This window comes from Vitreoscilla stercoraria DSM 513, from assembly GCF_000382305.1.
GTDB lineage: Bacteria > Pseudomonadota > Gammaproteobacteria > Burkholderiales > Neisseriaceae > Vitreoscilla > Vitreoscilla stercoraria.
Genome location: NZ_KB908022.1, coordinates 19,959 through 38,744 on the forward strand (window position 1 = coordinate 19,959; position 18,786 = coordinate 38,744).

Consider the following 18,786-nt stretch of genomic DNA (forward strand, 5'->3'; position numbering starts at 1 on the left):
CCCGTTTTATGACCTCTTCTTCAAATCCATTGCATTTGGTACACATTGTTGATTTGCGTGTGATTGGTGGCGTGGAGCGTATGACTGAGGCTTTTGTCTTGTCTTTGCCGCAATACCAACACAGTTTGATTGTTTTTGATCGTGTGTTACATCCCACTTTGCAAGCTTCTTTGCAACATCTACCCAATGTCCGTATTTACAGCAGCAAACACTGGGGCAGTTTGCGTCTACCTAAATCTTGGCGCACATGGCGACGCAATCAAATTGTGGCGCAATTACAGCCCGATGCTGTCATTAATTGGAGCCAAATCGTTGATGTTGGCGGTATCAAGCAGCCTGTCGTGTTTTATGAACATGGTAGTGCTTGGGAAGTCTTTTCGCAGGCACAATTAAGTGCTTGTTATGATTCTGTCCATCATTGTGTGGCGGTGTCTCATGCGGCTAAGCGCATGTTGCAATTGCATCATGGCGTGACCAAGCCGATTACCATTGTGACCAATACTGCTTTAGAACAACCTGCGGTTCAAACTGAGGCTCGTGCTTTTCCTGCTCAGCGTCGTTTGATTTTGGGTGCGGCAGGACGTTTGGTATCACGCAAAAATTTGATGGTGTTGATTGCAGCTGTGGCTGCTTTGAAGCAGCAAGGTATCGAAGTGGGTTTGGATATTGCTGGCAATGGTCCACAAAAAGAAGTGTTACAGCAATTAATTGAACAATGGGGCGTACAAGAACAAGTACGCTTATTGGATTATGTGCAAGACATGAAGCGGTTTTATGCGCAAATAGATTTGTTTGTTTGTCCATCGATTTGGGAAAGCTATGGCTTGGTGGCGATTGAAGCATTTGCCCATGGTTTGCCTGTGATTGGTGCGGCAAGTGACGGTTTGGTGGAGGTGGTGACACATGGTGTGAATGGTTTGGTGATTGAGCCGACTTGGGATGAGCAAACTTATGCACAATATATGCACAAACCTGTTTCTTTTGATGCCACTGTTTCTTATCGACCTGCGCAAGACCAAATCGATGCCGCCAAATCAGTCAGCGTCGATGGATTGGTGCAAGCAATTAAGTTGCTGCAACAAGATGCCGTATTGTATGAAAGCATGAGCCAAGCGGCCTTAAAAACAGCTTGGGACATCAAGCCATTTGCTACTTTGGTGGCGCAAGTGATGGACAGCGTGAAAGAGGCAATCCATGATTAAGCAGCGTTTTGTTTTTATTGCCAAAAGTTTAAGCGGTGGCGGTGCTGAAAAGGTTTTGCTGGAAACAGCGTCTTTGTTGCAGCGTCGTGGTCATGCGGTATTGATTTTGACTTTAAGTGGAACGGTAGAGCATTTATTGCCTGACAATGTGACGGTTCAAAATCTGAATGTGTTGGGTAAAGTTGCCAAAGCTTTGGGACGCAATACATGGGTCAATCGTTGGCAAGCCAAACAAGTCAATGCGGCGATTGATGTTTTTCAGGCCGATGTGGTGATTTCTTGTAATGCAGAATATGTGAGCCGATTTGTCCCACATCCTAATTTATACCATTGGGTTCATGGTGTGATTACAGGCAGCAAGCCGCGCGTGTTACAAGATTTGTGTCGGCTGTATGAAAATGCACGTTTAATTTGTGTGGCACAAGCGATTGCAGACGATATTAAGGCGCTGGGCATTCGACCTTTGCGTTGTGAGGTGATTTACAACCCATTTGATACGCAAAAAATCCAGCATTTGGCACAAGCTTATCAGCCTCAAATTCCACCACCATTTTTATTACACGTTGGCAGTTTCAATCCGCGTAAACGTCATGACCGTTTGTTGCGAGCTTATCAACAAAGTGGTGTGAATATGCCTTTGGTTTTGATGGGACAAGGTGCGCATCAAGCAGAAATTGAGCAGCAAATCAAACAATTGGGTTTAAGCAATCAAGTGATTTTGCATCCATTTGAAGCCAATCCCTATCCTTATATTCAGGCCGCTTGTGCTTTGTTACTCAGTTCCGATCAAGAGGGTTTACCAACCGTTTTGATTGAAGCTTTGATTTGTCACACACCGATTGTGAGTGTGGATTGTCCTTCGGGACCAGCTGAGATTTTGACAGGCGATTTACAAGAATTTTTGGTTCCTGTTCAAGATGAATCGGCTTTGGCGCAAGCCATTGTCAAGGTGGTCAATACCAAACCCATGATTGAGTTAAAACACTATGAGCGTTTTGCAGTAGAAAGTGTTTTACCTAAATTTGAAACATTGGCTTAATTGAAAAAAGCTTCAAATTGTAATTGGCATAAGCTGATATAATTACGCCAAACTTTGCTTTTTTCACTTTAGTTTCTGTCTAGGAGATACATATGGCACTGGTGTCAATGCGCCAATTACTCGACCACGCGGCCGAGAACAGTTATGGTTTACCTGCTTTTAACGTCAATAATTTGGAACAAATGCGCGCCATTATGGAAGCGGCAGACCAAGTGAATGCTCCTGTAATTGTGCAAGCCAGTGCAGGCGCGCGCAAATACGCAGGTGCGCCATTCTTGCGTCATTTGATTTTGGCAGCGATTGAAGAGTTTCCACACATTCCAGTGGTCATGCACCAAGACCATGGTACGAGTCCCGCTGTGTGTCAACGCTCAATCCAATTGGGTTTTAGCTCAGTGATGATGGACGGTTCTTTGGGTGAAGATGGCAAAACCCCAACGTCTTATGAATACAACGTGGACGTGACGCGTCGCGTGGTGGAAATGGCGCATGCTTGTGGCGTTTCAGTAGAAGGCGAAATCGGTTGCTTGGGCAATTTGGAAACAGGTTTGGCAGGTGAAGAAGACGGTATTGGAGCGGAAGGCGTTTTGGACCACAGCCAATTGTTAACGAGCGTAGACGAAGCGGTTTCTTTTGTCAAAGACACCGATGTGGATGCTTTGGCCATTGCTATTGGTACCAGCCACGGCGCATACAAATTCAGCCGCAAACCTGATGGCGATGTATTGCGCATTGATCGCATCAAAGAAATTCACGAACGTTTGCCAAACACGCATTTGGTGATGCATGGCTCAAGCTCTGTGCCACAAGAATGGTTGCAAATCATCAACCAATACGGTGGTGAAATTGGCGAAACTTACGGTGTGCCAGTAGAAGAAATTGTTGAAGGCATCAAAAATGGTGTGCGCAAAGTGAATATCGACACCGATTTGCGTTTGGCCTCTACTGGTGCGATTCGCCGTTATTTGGCTGAAAATCCATCAGAGTTTGACCCACGTAAATACTTCAAAGCGTCAGTTGATGCGATGAAACAAATCGTGATTGACCGTTACTTGGCATTCGGTTGCGAAGGTCAAGCGAGCAAAATCAAGCCAATTTCTTTGGAAAAAATGGCTGAAGCCTATGCCAAAGGTCAATTGACGCAAATCGTGCGTTAATTGAAACAAGCTTAAAACAAAGCGTCCTGTAAATGTTTTACAGGACGCTTTTAAAATTTATTACGAAGCATTTGCTTCGTGTGCTTGTTTTGGGTCGTGAATTTGCGTTAACAAAGTCAGTAGTTCATTCAATTCTTGCATTTTTTCGGTAGTCATCAATTCTTCAATGACATCGTATTGCTCATCAATTTTGCGGCGTACATCGGTGTACAATTGTTCGCCTTCTTTGGTGAGTTTCAAAAACACGCGACGTTGATCATTGGTTGGTTTGAGGCGAACCACGTAATCAATTTTTTCTAAGCGAGTTAAAATACCAGTCAAGCTTGGACGCAAGATACAGGCTTTATTGGCCAAATCTTGAAAGTCCAAAGTACCATTTTCAGCCAATAAACGAACAATACGCCATTGCTGCTCGGTAATGTTGTGTTGGTTAAAAATGGGACGGAAGAAAGCCATCATAGATTCACGAGCTTGAATTAAGGCGATATTGATGGAATTGTGTCGTTTGGTAGTCATCATTTTTTTCCTGTGATTTGAGTTGCGTTTACCCAAGTACATATCTTGTTAAATACTATCAGCATACAATTGCTTTCGCAGTGTTTAAGTATGAACAAAAAGACTTTGTCATAAATTGAAATGGCGACAGTTAAAGTTTCATTCAGTGAAATAAATTTCTTTGTATGATTTATCTATTTGCATCATCACATTCTGTATTGAGTTCGTCAATATGACCACAATCATATCAGACAAATAGAATTTTATAGTATTTACTCGTTTCATTTAAATGACAATTGAATATTATGATTTATGTATTTTAAATAATATGTTAATTGTAATTATCGCTTATATAATAAAATCTTCGATTTGATTATTATTTTTATATTAATGAGATAGCGAGGCTTTGCAGTTATAAGTCTTAAATTATTAATAAATATAACCAAACAGATAATAATTTTGAATGTCGATTGTAAATAAATATTAATGAGAAGAAACTGGATTTAAAGAAAAGCGATGATGGAAAAAGACTTAAAGTTAATTTTGCTATGCAGCAAAAAACTTGAAATGCTTTATGATAATGTAATTTATTGAGCCATTTCCCCAATGTGATATTTTTTGTATGGGCGGAATGGCTCAATGTTTATTGGATTTAAGATAATGAAAATATTAAGAGAATTATTTTCAATATTGCGGTGAATTTACAACATTAGTGCACTTTTATTTGATTTTATCAAAAACAATGGCTTTAAAAGCAGCTTATATTTTTAATGTTAATGTCATTTAATCAATTTCTAAATTAGCAATACTGTTGGTATAACCATAAACTTAAAGGGTGTTTTGAATCAATTAAACCTTTGTTTAATAAGCCATTTATGGTAATTAAGGCCGCATCATGCATAAAACGTTGGTCTAAAATGGCTTGCACAACCTCGTCTATGCCCATTAATTGAAAGGCGGCAACTTCGCCATCTTGGTTTTCAGGTTGAATGTGCGCGGGAACATCCAAATCGTAGCAAAATAAATGTTCACGATGTAAGCCACGCTCAACCAGACGTTGGCTTAAAATACGCTTGGGCGCGGCTAAGGTTTGCATGATGTTGCTGCCTAAACCAGCTTCTTCAAAACCTTCACGCAGGCAAGCTTCGGTAAGGCATTCACCACTGCCGACACCACCACCAACCAAATTGTCTAATTTGTCAGGATCGACTGCTTTGAAAGGACTGCGTGTGCCTATCCACATTAAGGTTTCGCCATCGCGCTCGGTAAAGCCATTGATATGTACGGCTTTGCTGAGCAAGCCCAATGGTCGAAACAAAGAGCGTTCGAGTGAGAATAAAGCTTCGTCACCGTCTACCACATCGAAAGCTTCGTTGCGCCATCCTTCAAATAAGCCTAAGTCATACCAATCTCGTCCTAAATTTTGCAATACGTCTGCACAATGTAACCAATCGCGGCATTCTAAGTGAAAACCTTGTTCGGTCATTTGGAGTAAATTGGGCAAATCCAATTGTAATTGTTGTTGCCAACGAGGATTAAGCGAGCCTAATAAACGCCCATTGAGCGATAAATTTTGCCAATTTGTGAAATCTACGGCAAAAGAGCGCGTTAAGTAATCTAATAAGTCATTGTGTTGTTGCGCAGAAACCATGGCGGTCAATTGAGTCACAGTGTTTCCTTAGAAAAAGCGTCCTGTAATTTTTGTGGGATATAAGCATCAAAACGGGTCGATTTGCCGCTGTATTGGTAATCAGGATTTTGGGCGGCTAAAAATTCGCCTAAGCGTGGGCGTTTGACCACCACACGTTTTTCAGCCAAGCGTGCTGCTTGTTGCATCAAGCCCAAATCATCATCGCTTTCGCCGACCAAATCATGAAAATAAGCCATTTCTTTTTTAACTGCTGCAGATTTTTGGCGTTGTGGATACATAGGGTCTAAATACACCACTTGCACTTTGTCATCTAAAGCGGCCTGTAAAAAAGACATGGGCATCAATGTCATGCGCGCGGCGATGTCGTGGGTTTCTGTGTGATTTAACGCGCGTTGCAAACCATCAGCAAGCAAAGCGGCGACTGTCGGGTGACGTTCAAACATGCGCACATGGCAGCCTTGAGAAGCCAAAATGAATGAGTCACGTCCCAAGCCTGCGGTCGCATCAATAATCGATTGGTGGGCTTTGGTATTGACGGCTTTAGCAATCAATTCGCCACCGCCTTTTTGACGGCGATAATCCAAGCGTCCTGAAACAAAATCCACGCAAACCGAGCCTTTGCTGCCTGCTTGAAACAAGCTTAAGCGTTGCTCAGCGTCAAATTGCAAGTACAAACCTTGTTCGGGGATAGTGTGGACAATGCTCAATTGAAACTGTTGTTGGTAAGCATCCAACACAGCGGTGTCCAAACCATGAGAAGAGGGGAGGTATAAAGAGGTGTTACCAACTGCCATGGCGTTTTAATTCTAAATATTGGTTGATCAAAGCCGTGCTCATTTGCTGCGGCGTGACGTTTAAGTGTAACACACGTTGTGCTGAGAGCTGTTTTAACAATTGTTGCTCTTGCATGTCATAAATTTGTGCACCCAAATAAGTATGAGCGTTCTGTAAATTTTGCAATGGCTCTTGGGCAATATGGCTGCGTTCGGTTTGTTTTAAGCTGGCAATCAAGACGGCGCAACGTTTTTTCAGGCGTTGTAATTGGGCCAATAAATGCTCATTGTTTTCTTGGTCTAGCTGGGTTAGCACGATGACCAAAGCCCGCCTTTGCTGGCGTTGCAGCAATTGGTTGATGGCAGTTTCATAGTCTGCTGCCATTTGAGTTGGTTCGATATCATAAACACAGTTAATCAAACGTTGCAGATGATTTGTACCTTTGTGTGGCGGCATGTAACGCATTTGTGGGTGGTTGAATGTCATTAAACCAACAGCATCACCGTGTTTCAAAGCGGTATAACTTAGTAACAACATCGCATTCAAAGCATGATCAAAATGACTCAAATCACCACTCATGCTGCGCATATTACGCCCACAATCGAGCAAGAAAATCAATTGTTGATCACGCTCTTCTTGATAAGTACGGATGATGGGTTTTTGCATTTTTGATGTGGCTTTCCAGTCCATATTGCGCACATCATCGCCTTCGGCATAATCACGCAATTGGTGGAAATCTTGCCCTTGTCCATGTCTACGAATGCGTTTGGCACCCATCAACTCTAACCATTTTTGCATGCCCAATAAATTGGCGCCTAAGATTTTTGAAAAATCAGGCAACACTTTGACTGTTGTTTCAGCTTGGATGCGGCGGTGGTTTTCCCACAATCCCAAAGGACTGAAAGTGCTGTATTGAATATCACCAAAAATGGCATCACCACGTTGCAAAGGTGTGGCTTGGTATGAGGTTTTCAGGCCGCGTTGTGGTAAAACATCGACATGCAAAGCCGTTTGATCGACTTGCCAATGAGGTGGGTAGTAATCGTGCAATATGGCTTTGATGGGTTTTTTGGTTTTTTTAGGTGGAACAAGGCTTAAAGTAATGGCGTGGGCTTTGCCGACTGAGAAATGTTCAGGTAAATGGCGCTCTATACTTAAAATGGGTGTCTTTTTTGTCAAAATGGCATCGATGAGGACACATACAACCAATATCGACATGGCAACCCAGATTAAAAAATCCAAGCTGTTTTTAAAATTTTCGTCTTGTGAAGCAAGCAGCTGCAGCGCCAAAATCAAAATGGCGCTGCCAAGCAACACAATCAGCAAACGGGCGCTTGGTCTCATAAGCGCGGCGCATCGGTATGGTTGGCAATGTCTTTTAATACATCGTCTACGGATTGGCCTTCCATTTCCATTTCAGTAGACAAACGCACACGGTGGCGCAAAACGGGCAACCACAATTGGCGTATGTGGTCAGGCGTTACAAACCCATTGCCTTGTAATAAAGCTTGAGCGCGAGCGCTGCTAATCAAAGCGATGCTGGCACGAGGACCCGCACCGACTGACAATCCGTGCCATTGGCGAGTGCTATTAACCAAGCGCACGGCATAATCAATGATTTGTGGATCAACCGTGATTTGTTGGGTCACTTTTTGCAAACTGATGATTTGTTGGCTGCTTAACAATGAGCTGTTTTGATTTTGATTTTGCAGCAAATCATTGTTAGGGCTGCTCGTTACCGCTTGGACCATGCGTTTTTCGTCTTGAATGTTGGGGTATTGCATCATGATTTTGAACATAAAGCGGTCCAACTGTGCTTCAGGCAATGGATAAGTGCCTTCTTGTTCAATCGGGTTTTGTGTCGCTAATACCATGAATGGTGCATTCAATGTATGGGTTTTGCCATCTAAAGTGACGGCTTGTTCTTGCATTACTTCTAATAATGCCGCTTGAGTTTTGGCTGGTGCCCGGTTGATTTCGTCTGCAAGCAATAAATTGGTGAACACAGGTCCTTCACGCAAAACAAATTGTTTGTTGTGGTCAAACATATAATGTCCTGTGACATCGCTAGGCATCAAATCAGGGGTAAATTGTAAGCGTTTGAAATGGCCTCCAAAAGTTTGTGCCAATGTGCGTACCAATAGGGTTTTACCAACGCCGGGTACACCTTCTAACAAAACATGACCGCCTGCCAATAATGCAGTAATGACTTGGTCTATGACGTCTTCTTGTCCAATCACCACAGAGCGCAAACGTTGCTGTAAATATTGCACAGCTTTGGCTGCTTGTTGAATGGCAGGATTTTGGCTGGTGTGGACGGGAATGTTTAAATCAAATTCGCTCATAAGGCATTCCTAATATTTTGATGCGCTTGTAAATAATGTCGCCATTGTTGTGCGGTCAATTGTGTGGGAATCGGATGCAACCACAACATCAAATCAGTCTGCTCGACAGGATAAATGCGACTTAAAGCTTGTAATTGGGCATTTTTGTCCATCAAACTTAAGCCTGGTATACGTCGCTGCCATTGTTGCCATAATTGTTGCTGCAATGGGCTTAAAGCGTGTTGGTGTTGTTTGCGTTGCCATAAAAACTCACCTTGCGCGCGGAAAAAATGGCTTAATTGACGCTGTTGATGGGTGTTAGGTATTTGAATGCTGCCCAAACGGTAAGCATGTCGCCAAACAAACAGGCTGAAAATACTGATAATCAATAGGCTTAATAAGGGTGAAAACTGCCATGCTTTTTGCCATAGTGGCGTGTTTTCGGTTTGATGTTTATAGGTACTGTTTTGGATAAACCAAACATGGCTTTTGCCTTGTGCCAAATAAGTGGCCAAATAAGCATGGTCAAGACGGTTTAAGTCACTACTGAAACTGCGAGGGTCTGTCGGAGTGCTAAAAGCACTCATGGAAGTGGTTACTGTCAAGCTGCCTTTGCCATGGGCAAAGTGGGCAATATGGCTGCCATTGATACCTTTGCCTTGCCACAACAAGTTTTTATTTGGTTTGATGACAAAACCACGGTCTACATCGCGCCAACCACTGTTGGTATCGGACCAATAAGTGAGGCTCTTGCCTTCGGGCAAAGCAATGTCATTGATGTTTTGATAGCATTTGGCCAACATTTTCTGTGAGTATTCTGCTGGTATCTTATATTGGGCATCTAAACTGACAGAAGCGTCCTGTATGTTTTGAATGAGACGTTGGCAGGCTGTATTGGATGGGGTTGTTCGTTGGTCTAAATTTTTTTGAGGTATGAAACTGATGCCCGCCCATTGCGCAATGTTTGCTGCTTGAAAAGAAGACTCTGCATCGTTGTCAAAATCATGGTTTTGATGGATGGCCGATGGTTCGGTTTGAGAGGGCGAAACCGTCATCACAAGATGATTGCCTTTGGCTGTCCACGTTAACAATTTTTCAAACTGAGATTGGTCTAGCGCCGTGTTTTGCAAAAATAATAAATGTTGGGTTTGGTTGCCCAATTTTGGTTCTATATCGGTTAAATGACGCCATGCTTGTTGCTCCATAGATGGAAATTGTTTTTGATAAAACTGATGCAAAGCGTATAGGTCGCCATAAGCACTGAAACGCCATTGTGAGTCTTGTTGCTTCCATGCCGATTTGCTTTCGCTGGTCATGCCCAAAGCCAAAATCACCGCAATGGCAATAACGATGCTCAATACTACCCATAAGGTTTTTTTGGGTTTGTGATGGGTGCGTTGAATCGGTTTCATGACGATTTTCCCACCTCAAAATGTTGCGCATATTGCTGACATAGATTGTGTATATCTTGTGTACTTGCATTATGATGGCCATAAGCGGTATACAGCCATGCTTGTGTTAGGGCTTGGAAAAAAGCATTGAGCAGTGGCAATCGCTGTTTGACCAATTGTAAAACTTGGCTTTCTGTGTGGTGTTCTTGGATGGGTAAATTTTGTTTTAACAGCTGTGCGAGGCTGGCGCGATAAAGCACACTCAAAGCTGCACGCGGGTCGGTGGCGGCTAAACTCAATACATGTTGCGACACATTTTTAGGCAAGGTTTCTTGGCGCAAATCCAAACCAAACAAGTGGCTTGGCGTATCCATCTCATTGCGAGCGCGTGCATTGGCCAGAAGATTGAGTCGCCATTGGTGCAGACCCCATACTGCTGCTGCAATCAAAGCCAATAATAAAGCGTATCCTAAAAACTGGATCAAGGTGTCGCCGCTCGTTGTGGCACTGGGCATCACAGCGGGTGAGTTTTGCGCTACGGAGTCGTCATCACAACTGAGCCAACACCATTTTTTTTCTTCTTGTATGTGAAAATAAGGCGAATTTTCTAAAACTTCTTGGCGGTTTTGTTCCACTTGCGCTGCGTCTGGCAAAGATTGTGCATAAGCGATGTCTGTGGGATGGAGTGTTAAAAACAAAGCCAATACCCATGCAAAATGCCATCTCACGCCACCACGCAAGCGTTCACGCAATTGTTGCCAAATCAGGCGAATGTCCCATGCTTCGGTTTGCACCCGTGCATTCAAATATAAGGTAAAACCACTGGCAACATAAAATGGTCCCCAAAATGACAAAGTTACAAAATAAGCCAAAGCCGTATAATTCAAAAAATCATTGGCTTTGCCATCATGCCAACTGCTGAATATTTGGATGAATAAATGCTGCAATTGATCCATTTGGCTCGGTTGTACCAAACCTTGTTCAATGAAATTGCCATATAAAAACCAATACGCCAAAATCATAATGGCATACATCCATGTGTTTTCTAAGGCATTACCAAAAATGGTTAAGGTCGAGGCGGTGGTATTGCCGTAGCGGCCTAATTCACGTTGGCGCTGGCGGTATTCTTTGCCTGATAATTGTTCCAATTGTTGAATAGGAAGATGAAAACTGCGTGTTAAGCGCCAACGTCGCCAAGTCAAATCACCTATGATTTGGCGTTTGAACATCAAAGCAAAACCATTTTTTAAAGCGGTTTTCCAAGGTGGCAATGTGTCAAAAGCATGAATGGACAAAACCGACAAAATGCCGTATTCCGCCAAAGGTTTTAACCACCACAACCACACAGACAGCCAAAATAAATCACCCCAAAACAGTAATACACCTATGAGTAATATCGGCAATGTCAGTGCAGCGTACAAGCCAGTGTAATAACCCAAGTGTTCGTTGATGAGACGTCGACCCAAATCAGCCGCTTCCCAAGGTGTGCGTTGTCTGAATTTTAAACGAGATTGAGATAAATTCATTCAGGCCGCCTTTGGATAGATTGGGCAGCTTGGTACCAAAATAAATAGGCATACACACCCAACCACAATATCAATGCCACACTGTATTTGAGCCACAAAGGCAAAACGGTGATGGGTGACCAAAAGCCTTCGATGAGGGCGGCGATAAACAAAAACAAAAATGCGCCACAAATCAATGTTGCTGCAGGTTTTCCTTCTATGCTGAGCGCATCACGACGAGAATAATTGCCTGGATGGATTAAGGTGTAACCTATTTTCAGGCCGCCTGCTACAGACAACACAATGCCTGTTAATTCAAATGAACCATGTGCGCCGACAAACGAGAAAAATACAGGACCAGCAGGGTGGCTGCTCATATAGCCAAACGCAGCGCCAATGACAGCACCATTGAATACCGCCACATAAATGGCGCCCAAACCCAATACCAAACCACCAACAAAGCTTTGAAAACCAATGCTGATATTATTCATGATGTAAAAGCCAAACATCATCCAGTTTTGTCCCCAAGGACGACTTTTTTGAGCGGCCTGTAATGCTGCCATCTCGCTGTAAGCATCGCCTATTTGAGCGCCTGCATTCGGTCCTGCCAGTTGATCAAAAAAATCAGGGTTGCCCAATGTTAAGAGATAGCACAATAAAAATGGCACGTAAAACAGCAAATGCCCCCACAACATCACTGTTTTTTGTTGGCGAACGGTTTGAGGCAGTGTGGTTTGAATGAATTCTAAAAATTGATTCCAAAAAGAAACTTTGCTTTGATACAGTTGTTTGTGGGCTCTATCGACCAGTTTTTGTAATTTTTGACATAAGCCCGCTGAATAATTGCGACTGTTGGCCAAAGCCAGATGATGGCAAATGGTGCGATAATGTTGACCAAATTGTTGATTGGCATTTTGAGGTAGATTTTTTTTGCGTTCTAATAAAGTCAGCATGGCATCAAAGCGTTGCCAAAAATCTTGATGGGCAGACTCAAACAGATGTTGTCTCATAAGTCCTCTTTTTTCTGCCCAAGATAATATTTACCCATGCCCAATACGGTTTGAATCGGTTGCTCGGATACCAAGCCCAAGTCATAACACAATTGCTCAGCCAATTCTTGTTGGCGGGCGCGAGAAATATGCAAATGACGCTCGGTAAAGGACACAATCGAATATTGCTCTTCACGGGTCAAAGCCACAGGTGGCGTGATGACTTCAATGTTTTTCAAGCCGGTGAGCCAGTCTTTTTGTCGACGTTCTACTTGTTCATCGACCACGATGCTGGATGAAAACAAATCGCCAAAGCGTTGTCCTTTGTCTGTCAGTAATATGGAAACAATGCCAATTGCGTAGCCAAATGGCAGACTGTCAAACGCACGCAATAAATTGCGTATCATTGAAGCAGACCAACCAATAGGACTGCCATCGTCATGTAAAACCCGAATATGGGCGACCATTTTGCCGGGTGTGCGCCCTTTATTGAATACTTCAAACAAGACAAAATACAGCCAAGTGGTGACAAATAAATTAATCAGCATCAAGCCTACAATCACCGACCAGAAATTATTATCGTCAGCAATGATAGACAGACTGTCGGCAAGCATGATGAGGGCAATGGTGCTCAATACAAACCAAACAGTACGAATGAGTAAGTCTAGGCTAAAAGCAGTGATGCGCTGATACAAGCTCGCTGGACGCAATTGAATGTCAATGGCTTCGGGCGTTTCCACTTGAATCAAAGTGTCTAGTTTAGAGGTGCTCACATGCAATCTTTCAGGACGCTTGAATGGTTTGTTGGCTGAAATAAAACCGCAGTGCAAATATTATCACAGCTGTCAGAAGGCATAAATTAAAGGCATCTATTATTTGATAATAGATGCCAAAAGTATATTGCTTGTTGTCATCAATTCATTTCTAAACGTTCTAGACGGTGGCGCAGAGAACGGAAACTGATGCCTAATAATTTGGACGCTTGAGTACGATTTTGATGGGTTGCACACAAAGCCTGCATCAAAATAGTGCGTTCAACATTGTCTAGATAATCTTGTAACATGGTTTGGTTAAACGTAAATTGATGGGTCAAAGCTTCTATTGCCAAAGGATTGATGGGCTCGAAAGCAGCATCTGCATCATCGTCTTCTTCATATTGTAATTCAGAAGCGTTGATTTGTAAGTCTTCAGGCTCAATTACATTGTCGTTTGCTAGGGCGATAGCGCGTTCTAAAATGTTTTCTAATTCGCGAAAATTGCCCGGGTAGTTGTAATGTAACAATTGTTTTTGTGCAGCTGGTGACAAAGACATGCCTGCACTCATTGGGTTTTTGGTCAATAAAAGCTCTATCAACATAGGCAAATCATCTCGCAATTCACGCAAAGATGGCATGGTGATGGAAACCACATTTAAGCGGTAATACAAGTCTTGGCGGAAACGACCTGCTTCGACTTCTTTGGCCAAATCTTTGTGTGTGGCGCTGACAATGCGAATATCGACAGGTGTTTCTTTGCTTTCGCCAATGCGACGAACAGCGCGCTCTTGAATGGCACGCAATAATTTCACTTGCATCGCCAAAGGCAAGTCGGCCACTTCATCTAGGAAAATGGTGCCGCCATGAGCGCTCTGAAAAAAGCCGACACGGTCTGAATCAGCACCTGTAAACGAGCCTTTTTTATAACCAAAAAAATTCGCTTTCCATGAGGTTTTCAGGAATGGCACCACAGTTTACGGCAACAAAAGCACCATCACGCCGAGGTGATAACTCGTGTATCGAGCGTGCAGCTTGCTCTTTACCTGTACCTGATTCACCTGTGATGTGTACGGGCACCATGCCTTTTGCCAATTTGGCAATCATGCGTTTAACATCTTGTAGCTGTATCGCATTGCCACTTAGACGCGGAAATGAAGGTAAAGAGGCTGAAGTGGTAGGGTTATTATCGGCAATGGTTTCAGTGTTAGGGCTTGGTGTACTGGAATGTGTATTGGTAGTCGGAGTATCAGTATTTTCATGGACTTTTAAAGCCGATTTCACTAAGCTGCGCAATTGTGCCAAAGTGACTGGCTTTTGAATGTAGTCAAATGCGCCAGCTTTCAATGCCATTACCGCTTGATCAGCATTGCCATAAGCGGTGATGATGGCAATCGGAATATCCAAATTTTTCTCTTGTAAATATTCCACGACTTCCAAACCAGAGCCATCAGGCATACGCATATCGGTTAAAACCAGTGCATAGTTTTGCTGATTTAATTTTTTTTTGGCCGCAATGACGCCATCCGCAGTTTCGACTGTTAAGCCCATTTTACTGAGGGTCATTTCAATCAAATCACGCAAATCTTCTTCATCGTCAACGACGAGTACAGGGGCATTAAGAGGTGTATTCATGATGATTTTGTATCGGTAAGGTGAGTTCAAAAGCTTTGGTTGTGGTGGTGTAGTTCAAATCACCACGATTGGCTTGGGCTAAGGTGCGAGCGACATACAAACCGAGACCTGTGCCGCGGGCTTCGGTGGTGAAAAACGGTTCAAAAATTTTATCGGTATTTTCTGCGGCAATCCCACTGCCATTGTCTAAAACTTGTAAGGACAATAAACCTTCGCGCACATGTGGTTTTAGGCTGATTTGTATGGCCATATCATTTTTTAAACTGTGTCGCCACGCATTGCTCATCAAATTCCACAAAATTTGCTGCAAATGGGTGGCATCAAAAATCACAATAGTTTGTCGCTTGTGGCTGTGTACTTGGACACATCCTTTGGCTTCGGGATGAATTTGTAAAAAATCTTGCATGAATTCATCAATAAAAACATTTAAATTTAAGCGTTCAGGCCGCAAGTGGTCGCGCTGATTTAAAGTCAAAACTTCTTCTACCATTTGATCAATGCGTTGTACATTGGACTCAATCATTGAGCCTAGCTTTTGCATCGGTCGGGTTTCGTAACTTTCGCTCAGTAATTCATTGGCATGGCGAATGGCAGACAAAGGATTGCGAATTTCGTGGGCAATATTGGCTGTGAGTTGACCTAATGATGCCAATTTATTGGATTGCGCCTCGGCAGCAATTTCTTGCTGCGGTCGCATGAATAAAATCAATAAGTGTGGCGTTTGGTTTAACAAAGGCTTGGCGCGAATTTGTAAGTCTTCATCTAATAATGTGTATTCGACATCAAAAGCTTGTTGTGGTGCTGCTTGCCAAATATTGATGAGCGGCGCAAATAAATTACCATCGTTGGTGATGGCCAAATTGGGGAAATACAAACTGGCTTGACTGTTGTATAACCAAACGGTGTTTTTTGTATCCACCACCACCACAGCTTCTTGTAAACGGTTTAAAACCAAATCGCTTAAATGGTTTAAACGCACAATTTCTTCGGCATGAGTATGGACGCTTGGATGGATGCGTTTGATATTGATGCTAATAAAAGAGGTCAGGGCGGCCACTAAAAAACAGCAAATAGACAATAGACCTGCGGAAAACAAATCATGCTTGGCAGTACTGTCTGTAAACCAGTGATTAAAATCAACAGATTGTAAAGAAATGGTGCTGATAAAAGTCAAGATGCTGGCGAAGCTGGCATATAAAACAGCATGTCTGCCCTCGCTGAGTAAACATGCCGTGGCAACAAAAGGCAGTAATAAAATGCCAAAACCATTGTTCACACCATCGGTTAAATGCATTAAGCAGACTATCATGAAAATATCAAATAAATCTGATGCAGCGGGATAGCGTGTGGATGACATACCCCAGCGTGGTGAAAACAATGAAAAGACAATGGCCGAGCCATAGACGATGGCCCAGACAATAAATGGCACTCGTGCCAAATTAATTAAGCCATGTTCTGTTTCTCGAAACATGAAAAAAATGGTGAGCAACGAAATCAGAATGGCCAAACGAGTGGCGTTGACCATCAGCGGAATGCGGCTGATGGCTTGGTCAAATTCTGAGGTAGAAATCGCCGCTTGCATATTAATCGCTGTCTATTGAGAGGATGGTTAATTGGTTGTCAGCAAAAAGCTTGCCTTTATGTCCACGTCTGTAAGAAATCATGCTCACTGCAATATTGTCTTGGTGCATGCCGCCGCGTTTGCCTTGTGAGCACAGTGATATTTTATCGGCATTGCTTAAATGGCAATGCTGCAAAGCATCTCCTGCTTCTAAGGCAATCAATTGTAAACCACGTCCTTTGGACATTACTTTGATGTCGTTGCTTGGGAAAGCCAATAAACGGCTATTTTCGGTAGCCAAAACCAAAGTATTTTGTTGTTGGTATAACAGTGCTGGCAATGGTTTTTCATCGTCATGTAAGCTCAAGCAGGCTTTGCCACCACGTCCACGGCTGGTTAAATCTTTCAGGACGCTTATAAAACCATAGCCGCCGCTATGAGCCATTAAATATTGGCTGTCAGGCGTGTTACTCAAAATACAAATTGCTGTGGCACCATTTTGTAAGTCAACCAATGAACCTAATGGCACGCCATCGCCCCGTCCGCTAGGCAATTCGGCCGAGTCAATGGTATACACCCGACCTTGATTGTCTAGCAGTAAAATCGGCCAAATGGTGCGGGTTTCAATGATTTGCGCCAAGGCATCGCCTTCTTTGAATGAGGTTTGCGTCAAATCCAAATGATGACCACTACGGGCTCGTATCCAGCCTTTTTCAGACACAATCAAAGTGATGGCTTCATCCGCAACAGTTTGAGTCAAAGCCGCGCGAGAGGCGGCCTGAATCATGGTGCGGCGCTCATCACCAAATGTTTTTGCATCGGCTTGCATCTCTTTGATAATGAGTTTGCGCTTAGCGGTTTCATTGTCCAATAAGTGTTGGAATTCTTCTTGTTCTTGTTGTAATTTGGCCAGTTCTTGTTCTAATTTAATGCCTTCCAAGCGAGCCAATTGACGCAAGCGAATTTCTAATATGTCATCTGCTTGAATGTCAGTCAGCTGAAATTTAGACATTAATTCCGTTTTTGGTTCATCTGATTCACGAATCACTGCAATGACGGCATCTATGTTTAAAAAGACCACCAAACGACCATCTAAAATATGAATGCGCTTTTGGACTTGATTTAAACGGTGGCTGAGGCGACGAGTCACGGTTTGGGTGCGAAATTGCAGCCATTCACTCAAAATATCGAGCAAGTTCTTTTGTGCAGGCCGCCCATCCATGCCCATCATCACCAAATTGATTGGTACGTTGATTTCTAAGCTGGTTTGCGCAAGCAATGTATTCATCAAATCTTCGCTGTCGATGCGGCTGGATTTGGGTTCGAATACCAAACGTACAGGGGCATCGCCATCAGATTCGTCGCGTACAAATTCCAATTTTTCCAACAACAATTCTTTTTGATTGACTTGGTCTTGAGTCAATTTTTTCTTGCCTGCTTTGATTTTAGGATTGGTTTGCTCTTCAATTTCAGACAAGATTTTTTGCGCGCCGACTCCTGGCGGCAATTGTGACACAATGGCACGCCACTGACCGCGCGCTAATTTCTCAATCTCATAACGAGCACGCACACGCACACTGCCTTTGCCTGTGGTGTAAATATTTTCAATTTCTTCAGTGCTAGAAATAATGTGTGCACCACCAGCAAAATCAGGGCCTTGGATGTATTGCATTAAATCTTTGATGCCCAGTGAAGGTTGTTTGAGCAAGGCGATGGCTGCTTGTGTGACTTCGTTCAAATTGTGTGATGGAATTTCTGTGGCCATGCCAACAGCAATGCCTGATGCACCATTGAGTAAAACCATAGGCAAACGTGCGGGTAAGTGAGTCGGCTCATCAAATGCACCATCGTAATTGGGAATAAAATCAGCAGTGCCTTGGTTTAGTTCTGACAATAATAAGCTTGCCAATGGTGTTAAGCGAGCCTCGGTATAACGCATGGCTGCCGCGCCATCGCCATCGCGTGAACCAAAATTGCCAATGCCATCGATTAACGGATAGCGTAAAGTAAAATCTTGTGCCATGCGCACCATGGCTTCGTAGGCAGAAGAGTCACCATGTGGATGGTATTTACCAAGAATTTCACCAACCACGCGTGCGGATTTAACTGGTTTGGCGCCAGCAACCAAGCCCATATCATGCATGGCAAACAAAATGCGGCGTTGGACAGGCTTTTGGCCGTCGGAAACTTCGGGCAGAGCGCGACCTTTGACCACACTCATAGCGTATTCTAAATAAGCTTTCTCAGCGTATTGTCCTAAATTTAAACTATCGTCATCATAGCTGTGGGTGGGGGTCAAAGACATGGGCAG

General features: G+C 43.3%; 14 protein-coding genes and 1 pseudogene. 3 read left to right on the forward strand and 12 right to left on the reverse strand.

The genetic code is table 11. The features are described from left to right. Window positions 1-8 precede the first annotated feature (8 nt). The 3 genes from H150_RS0104620 to fba all read left to right on the forward strand — a co-directional run bounded on the left by H150_RS0104620 (window position 9) and on the right by fba (window position 3,398). Complete coding sequence (locus tag H150_RS0104620) at window positions 9-1,202, forward strand: glycosyltransferase family 4 protein (RefSeq protein ID WP_019957883.1); 1,194 nt, start codon at window positions 9-11, stop codon at window positions 1,200-1,202. Further along, on the forward strand, window positions 1,195-2,241 hold the full coding sequence (locus H150_RS0104625) for a glycosyltransferase (protein WP_019957884.1): 1,047 nt from the start codon (window positions 1,195-1,197) through the stop codon (window positions 2,239-2,241). The genes H150_RS0104620 and H150_RS0104625 overlap by 8 nt, the downstream gene beginning before the upstream one ends. A 92-nt stretch (window positions 2,242-2,333) precedes the next feature. Beyond that, on the forward strand, window positions 2,334-3,398 hold the full coding sequence (gene fba, locus H150_RS0104630; protein WP_019957885.1) for a class II fructose-bisphosphate aldolase: 1,065 nt from the start codon (window positions 2,334-2,336) through the stop codon (window positions 3,396-3,398). A 60-nt stretch (window positions 3,399-3,458) separates the two neighbouring features. Here the strand turns inward: fba and hpaR are convergent, their stop codons facing one another. The 12 genes and pseudogenes from hpaR to parC all read right to left on the reverse strand — a co-directional run bounded on the left by hpaR (window position 3,459) and on the right by parC (window position 18,780). Beyond that, entirely contained in the window at window positions 3,459-3,917 is a 459-nt protein-coding gene (gene hpaR / locus H150_RS0104635; RefSeq protein WP_026353474.1) for a homoprotocatechuate degradation operon regulator HpaR, read from the reverse strand. A 775-nt stretch (window positions 3,918-4,692) separates the two neighbouring features. Beyond that, on the reverse strand, window positions 4,693-5,562 hold the full coding sequence (locus H150_RS0104640; protein WP_019957887.1) for an NUDIX hydrolase: 870 nt from the start codon (window positions 5,560-5,562) through the stop codon (window positions 4,693-4,695). Beyond that, window positions 5,559-6,338 (reverse strand): class I SAM-dependent methyltransferase, encoded by a 780-nt coding sequence (locus tag H150_RS0104645; RefSeq protein WP_019957888.1) that lies wholly within the window; start codon window positions 6,336-6,338, stop codon window positions 5,559-5,561. Before H150_RS0104645 ends, H150_RS0104640 begins: the two co-directional genes overlap by 4 nt. Continuing rightward, window positions 6,325-7,662, reverse strand: coding sequence for a DUF58 domain-containing protein (locus tag H150_RS0104650; RefSeq protein ID WP_019957889.1), 1,338 nt, complete (start codon window positions 7,660-7,662; stop codon window positions 6,325-6,327). Before H150_RS0104650 ends, H150_RS0104645 begins: the two co-directional genes overlap by 14 nt. After that, window positions 7,659-8,663: an AAA family ATPase gene (locus H150_RS0104655; RefSeq protein WP_019957890.1), complete on the reverse strand. Its 1,005-nt coding sequence runs from the start codon at window positions 8,661-8,663 to the stop codon at window positions 7,659-7,661. Before H150_RS0104655 ends, H150_RS0104650 begins: the two co-directional genes overlap by 4 nt. Then, window positions 8,660-10,054, reverse strand: a complete 1,395-nt coding sequence (locus H150_RS0104660) for a DUF4350 domain-containing protein (RefSeq protein WP_019957891.1) — start codon at window positions 10,052-10,054, stop codon at window positions 8,660-8,662. Before H150_RS0104660 ends, H150_RS0104655 begins: the two co-directional genes overlap by 4 nt. Then, the gene (locus tag H150_RS0104665) at window positions 10,051-11,559 is read right to left on the reverse strand and encodes a DUF4129 domain-containing protein (RefSeq protein ID WP_019957892.1); all 1,509 of its coding nucleotides are present in this window, start codon (window positions 11,557-11,559) and stop codon (window positions 10,051-10,053) included. The genes H150_RS0104660 and H150_RS0104665 overlap by 4 nt, the downstream gene beginning before the upstream one ends. After that, window positions 11,556-12,548 carry a stage II sporulation protein M gene (locus H150_RS0104670; protein WP_019957893.1) on the reverse strand — a complete coding sequence of 331 codons (993 nt, stop codon included), beginning with the start codon at window positions 12,546-12,548 and terminating at the stop codon, window positions 11,556-11,558. Before H150_RS0104670 ends, H150_RS0104665 begins: the two co-directional genes overlap by 4 nt. Continuing rightward, window positions 12,545-13,300 carry an RDD family protein gene (locus tag H150_RS0104675; protein ID WP_051082993.1) on the reverse strand — a complete coding sequence of 252 codons (756 nt, stop codon included), beginning with the start codon at window positions 13,298-13,300 and terminating at the stop codon, window positions 12,545-12,547. The genes H150_RS0104670 and H150_RS0104675 overlap by 4 nt, the downstream gene beginning before the upstream one ends. A 140-nt stretch (window positions 13,301-13,440) precedes the next feature. Then, window positions 13,441-14,914 (reverse strand): annotated as a pseudogene (locus tag H150_RS13750) (sigma-54-dependent transcriptional regulator). Beyond that, window positions 14,898-16,496 (reverse strand): two-component system sensor histidine kinase NtrB, encoded by a 1,599-nt coding sequence (locus tag H150_RS0104685; protein WP_019957896.1) that lies wholly within the window; start codon window positions 16,494-16,496, stop codon window positions 14,898-14,900. Before H150_RS0104685 ends, H150_RS13750 begins: the two are co-directional and overlap by 17 nt. A 1-nt stretch (window position 16,497) precedes the next feature. Then, a complete protein-coding gene (gene parC / locus H150_RS0104690) occupies window positions 16,498-18,780 on the reverse strand; it encodes a DNA topoisomerase IV subunit A (RefSeq protein ID WP_019957897.1) in 2,283 nt (760 codons plus the stop codon). Window positions 18,781-18,786 lie beyond the last annotated feature (6 nt).

Excerpts from the sequence above, each read along its gene's own strand:
- H150_RS0104620 (WP_019957883.1), top strand. The coding sequence starts at position 9 with ATGACCTCTTCTTCAAATCCATTGCATTTGGTACACATTGTTGATTTG.
- H150_RS0104625 (WP_019957884.1), top strand. The coding sequence starts at position 1,195 with ATGATTAAGCAGCGTTTTGTTTTTATTGCCAAAAGTTTAAGCGGTGGC.
- fba (WP_019957885.1), top strand. The coding sequence starts at position 2,334 with ATGGCACTGGTGTCAATGCGCCAATTACTCGACCACGCGGCCGAGAAC.
- hpaR (WP_026353474.1), bottom strand. The coding sequence starts at position 3,917 with ATGATGACTACCAAACGACACAATTCCATCAATATCGCCTTAATTCAA.
- H150_RS0104645 (WP_019957888.1), bottom strand. The coding sequence starts at position 6,338 with ATGGCAGTTGGTAACACCTCTTTATACCTCCCCTCTTCTCATGGTTTG.
- H150_RS0104650 (WP_019957889.1), bottom strand. The coding sequence starts at position 7,662 with ATGAGACCAAGCGCCCGTTTGCTGATTGTGTTGCTTGGCAGCGCCATT.
- H150_RS0104655 (WP_019957890.1), bottom strand. The coding sequence starts at position 8,663 with ATGAGCGAATTTGATTTAAACATTCCCGTCCACACCAGCCAAAATCCT.
- H150_RS0104660 (WP_019957891.1), bottom strand. The coding sequence starts at position 10,054 with ATGAAACCGATTCAACGCACCCATCACAAACCCAAAAAAACCTTATGG.
- H150_RS0104665 (WP_019957892.1), bottom strand. The coding sequence starts at position 11,559 with ATGAATTTATCTCAATCTCGTTTAAAATTCAGACAACGCACACCTTGG.
- H150_RS0104670 (WP_019957893.1), bottom strand. The coding sequence starts at position 12,548 with ATGAGACAACATCTGTTTGAGTCTGCCCATCAAGATTTTTGGCAACGC.
- H150_RS0104685 (WP_019957896.1), bottom strand. The coding sequence starts at position 16,496 with ATGCAAGCGGCGATTTCTACCTCAGAATTTGACCAAGCCATCAGCCGC.
- parC (WP_019957897.1), bottom strand. The coding sequence starts at position 18,780 with ATGTCTTTGACCCCCACCCACAGCTATGATGACGATAGTTTAAATTTA.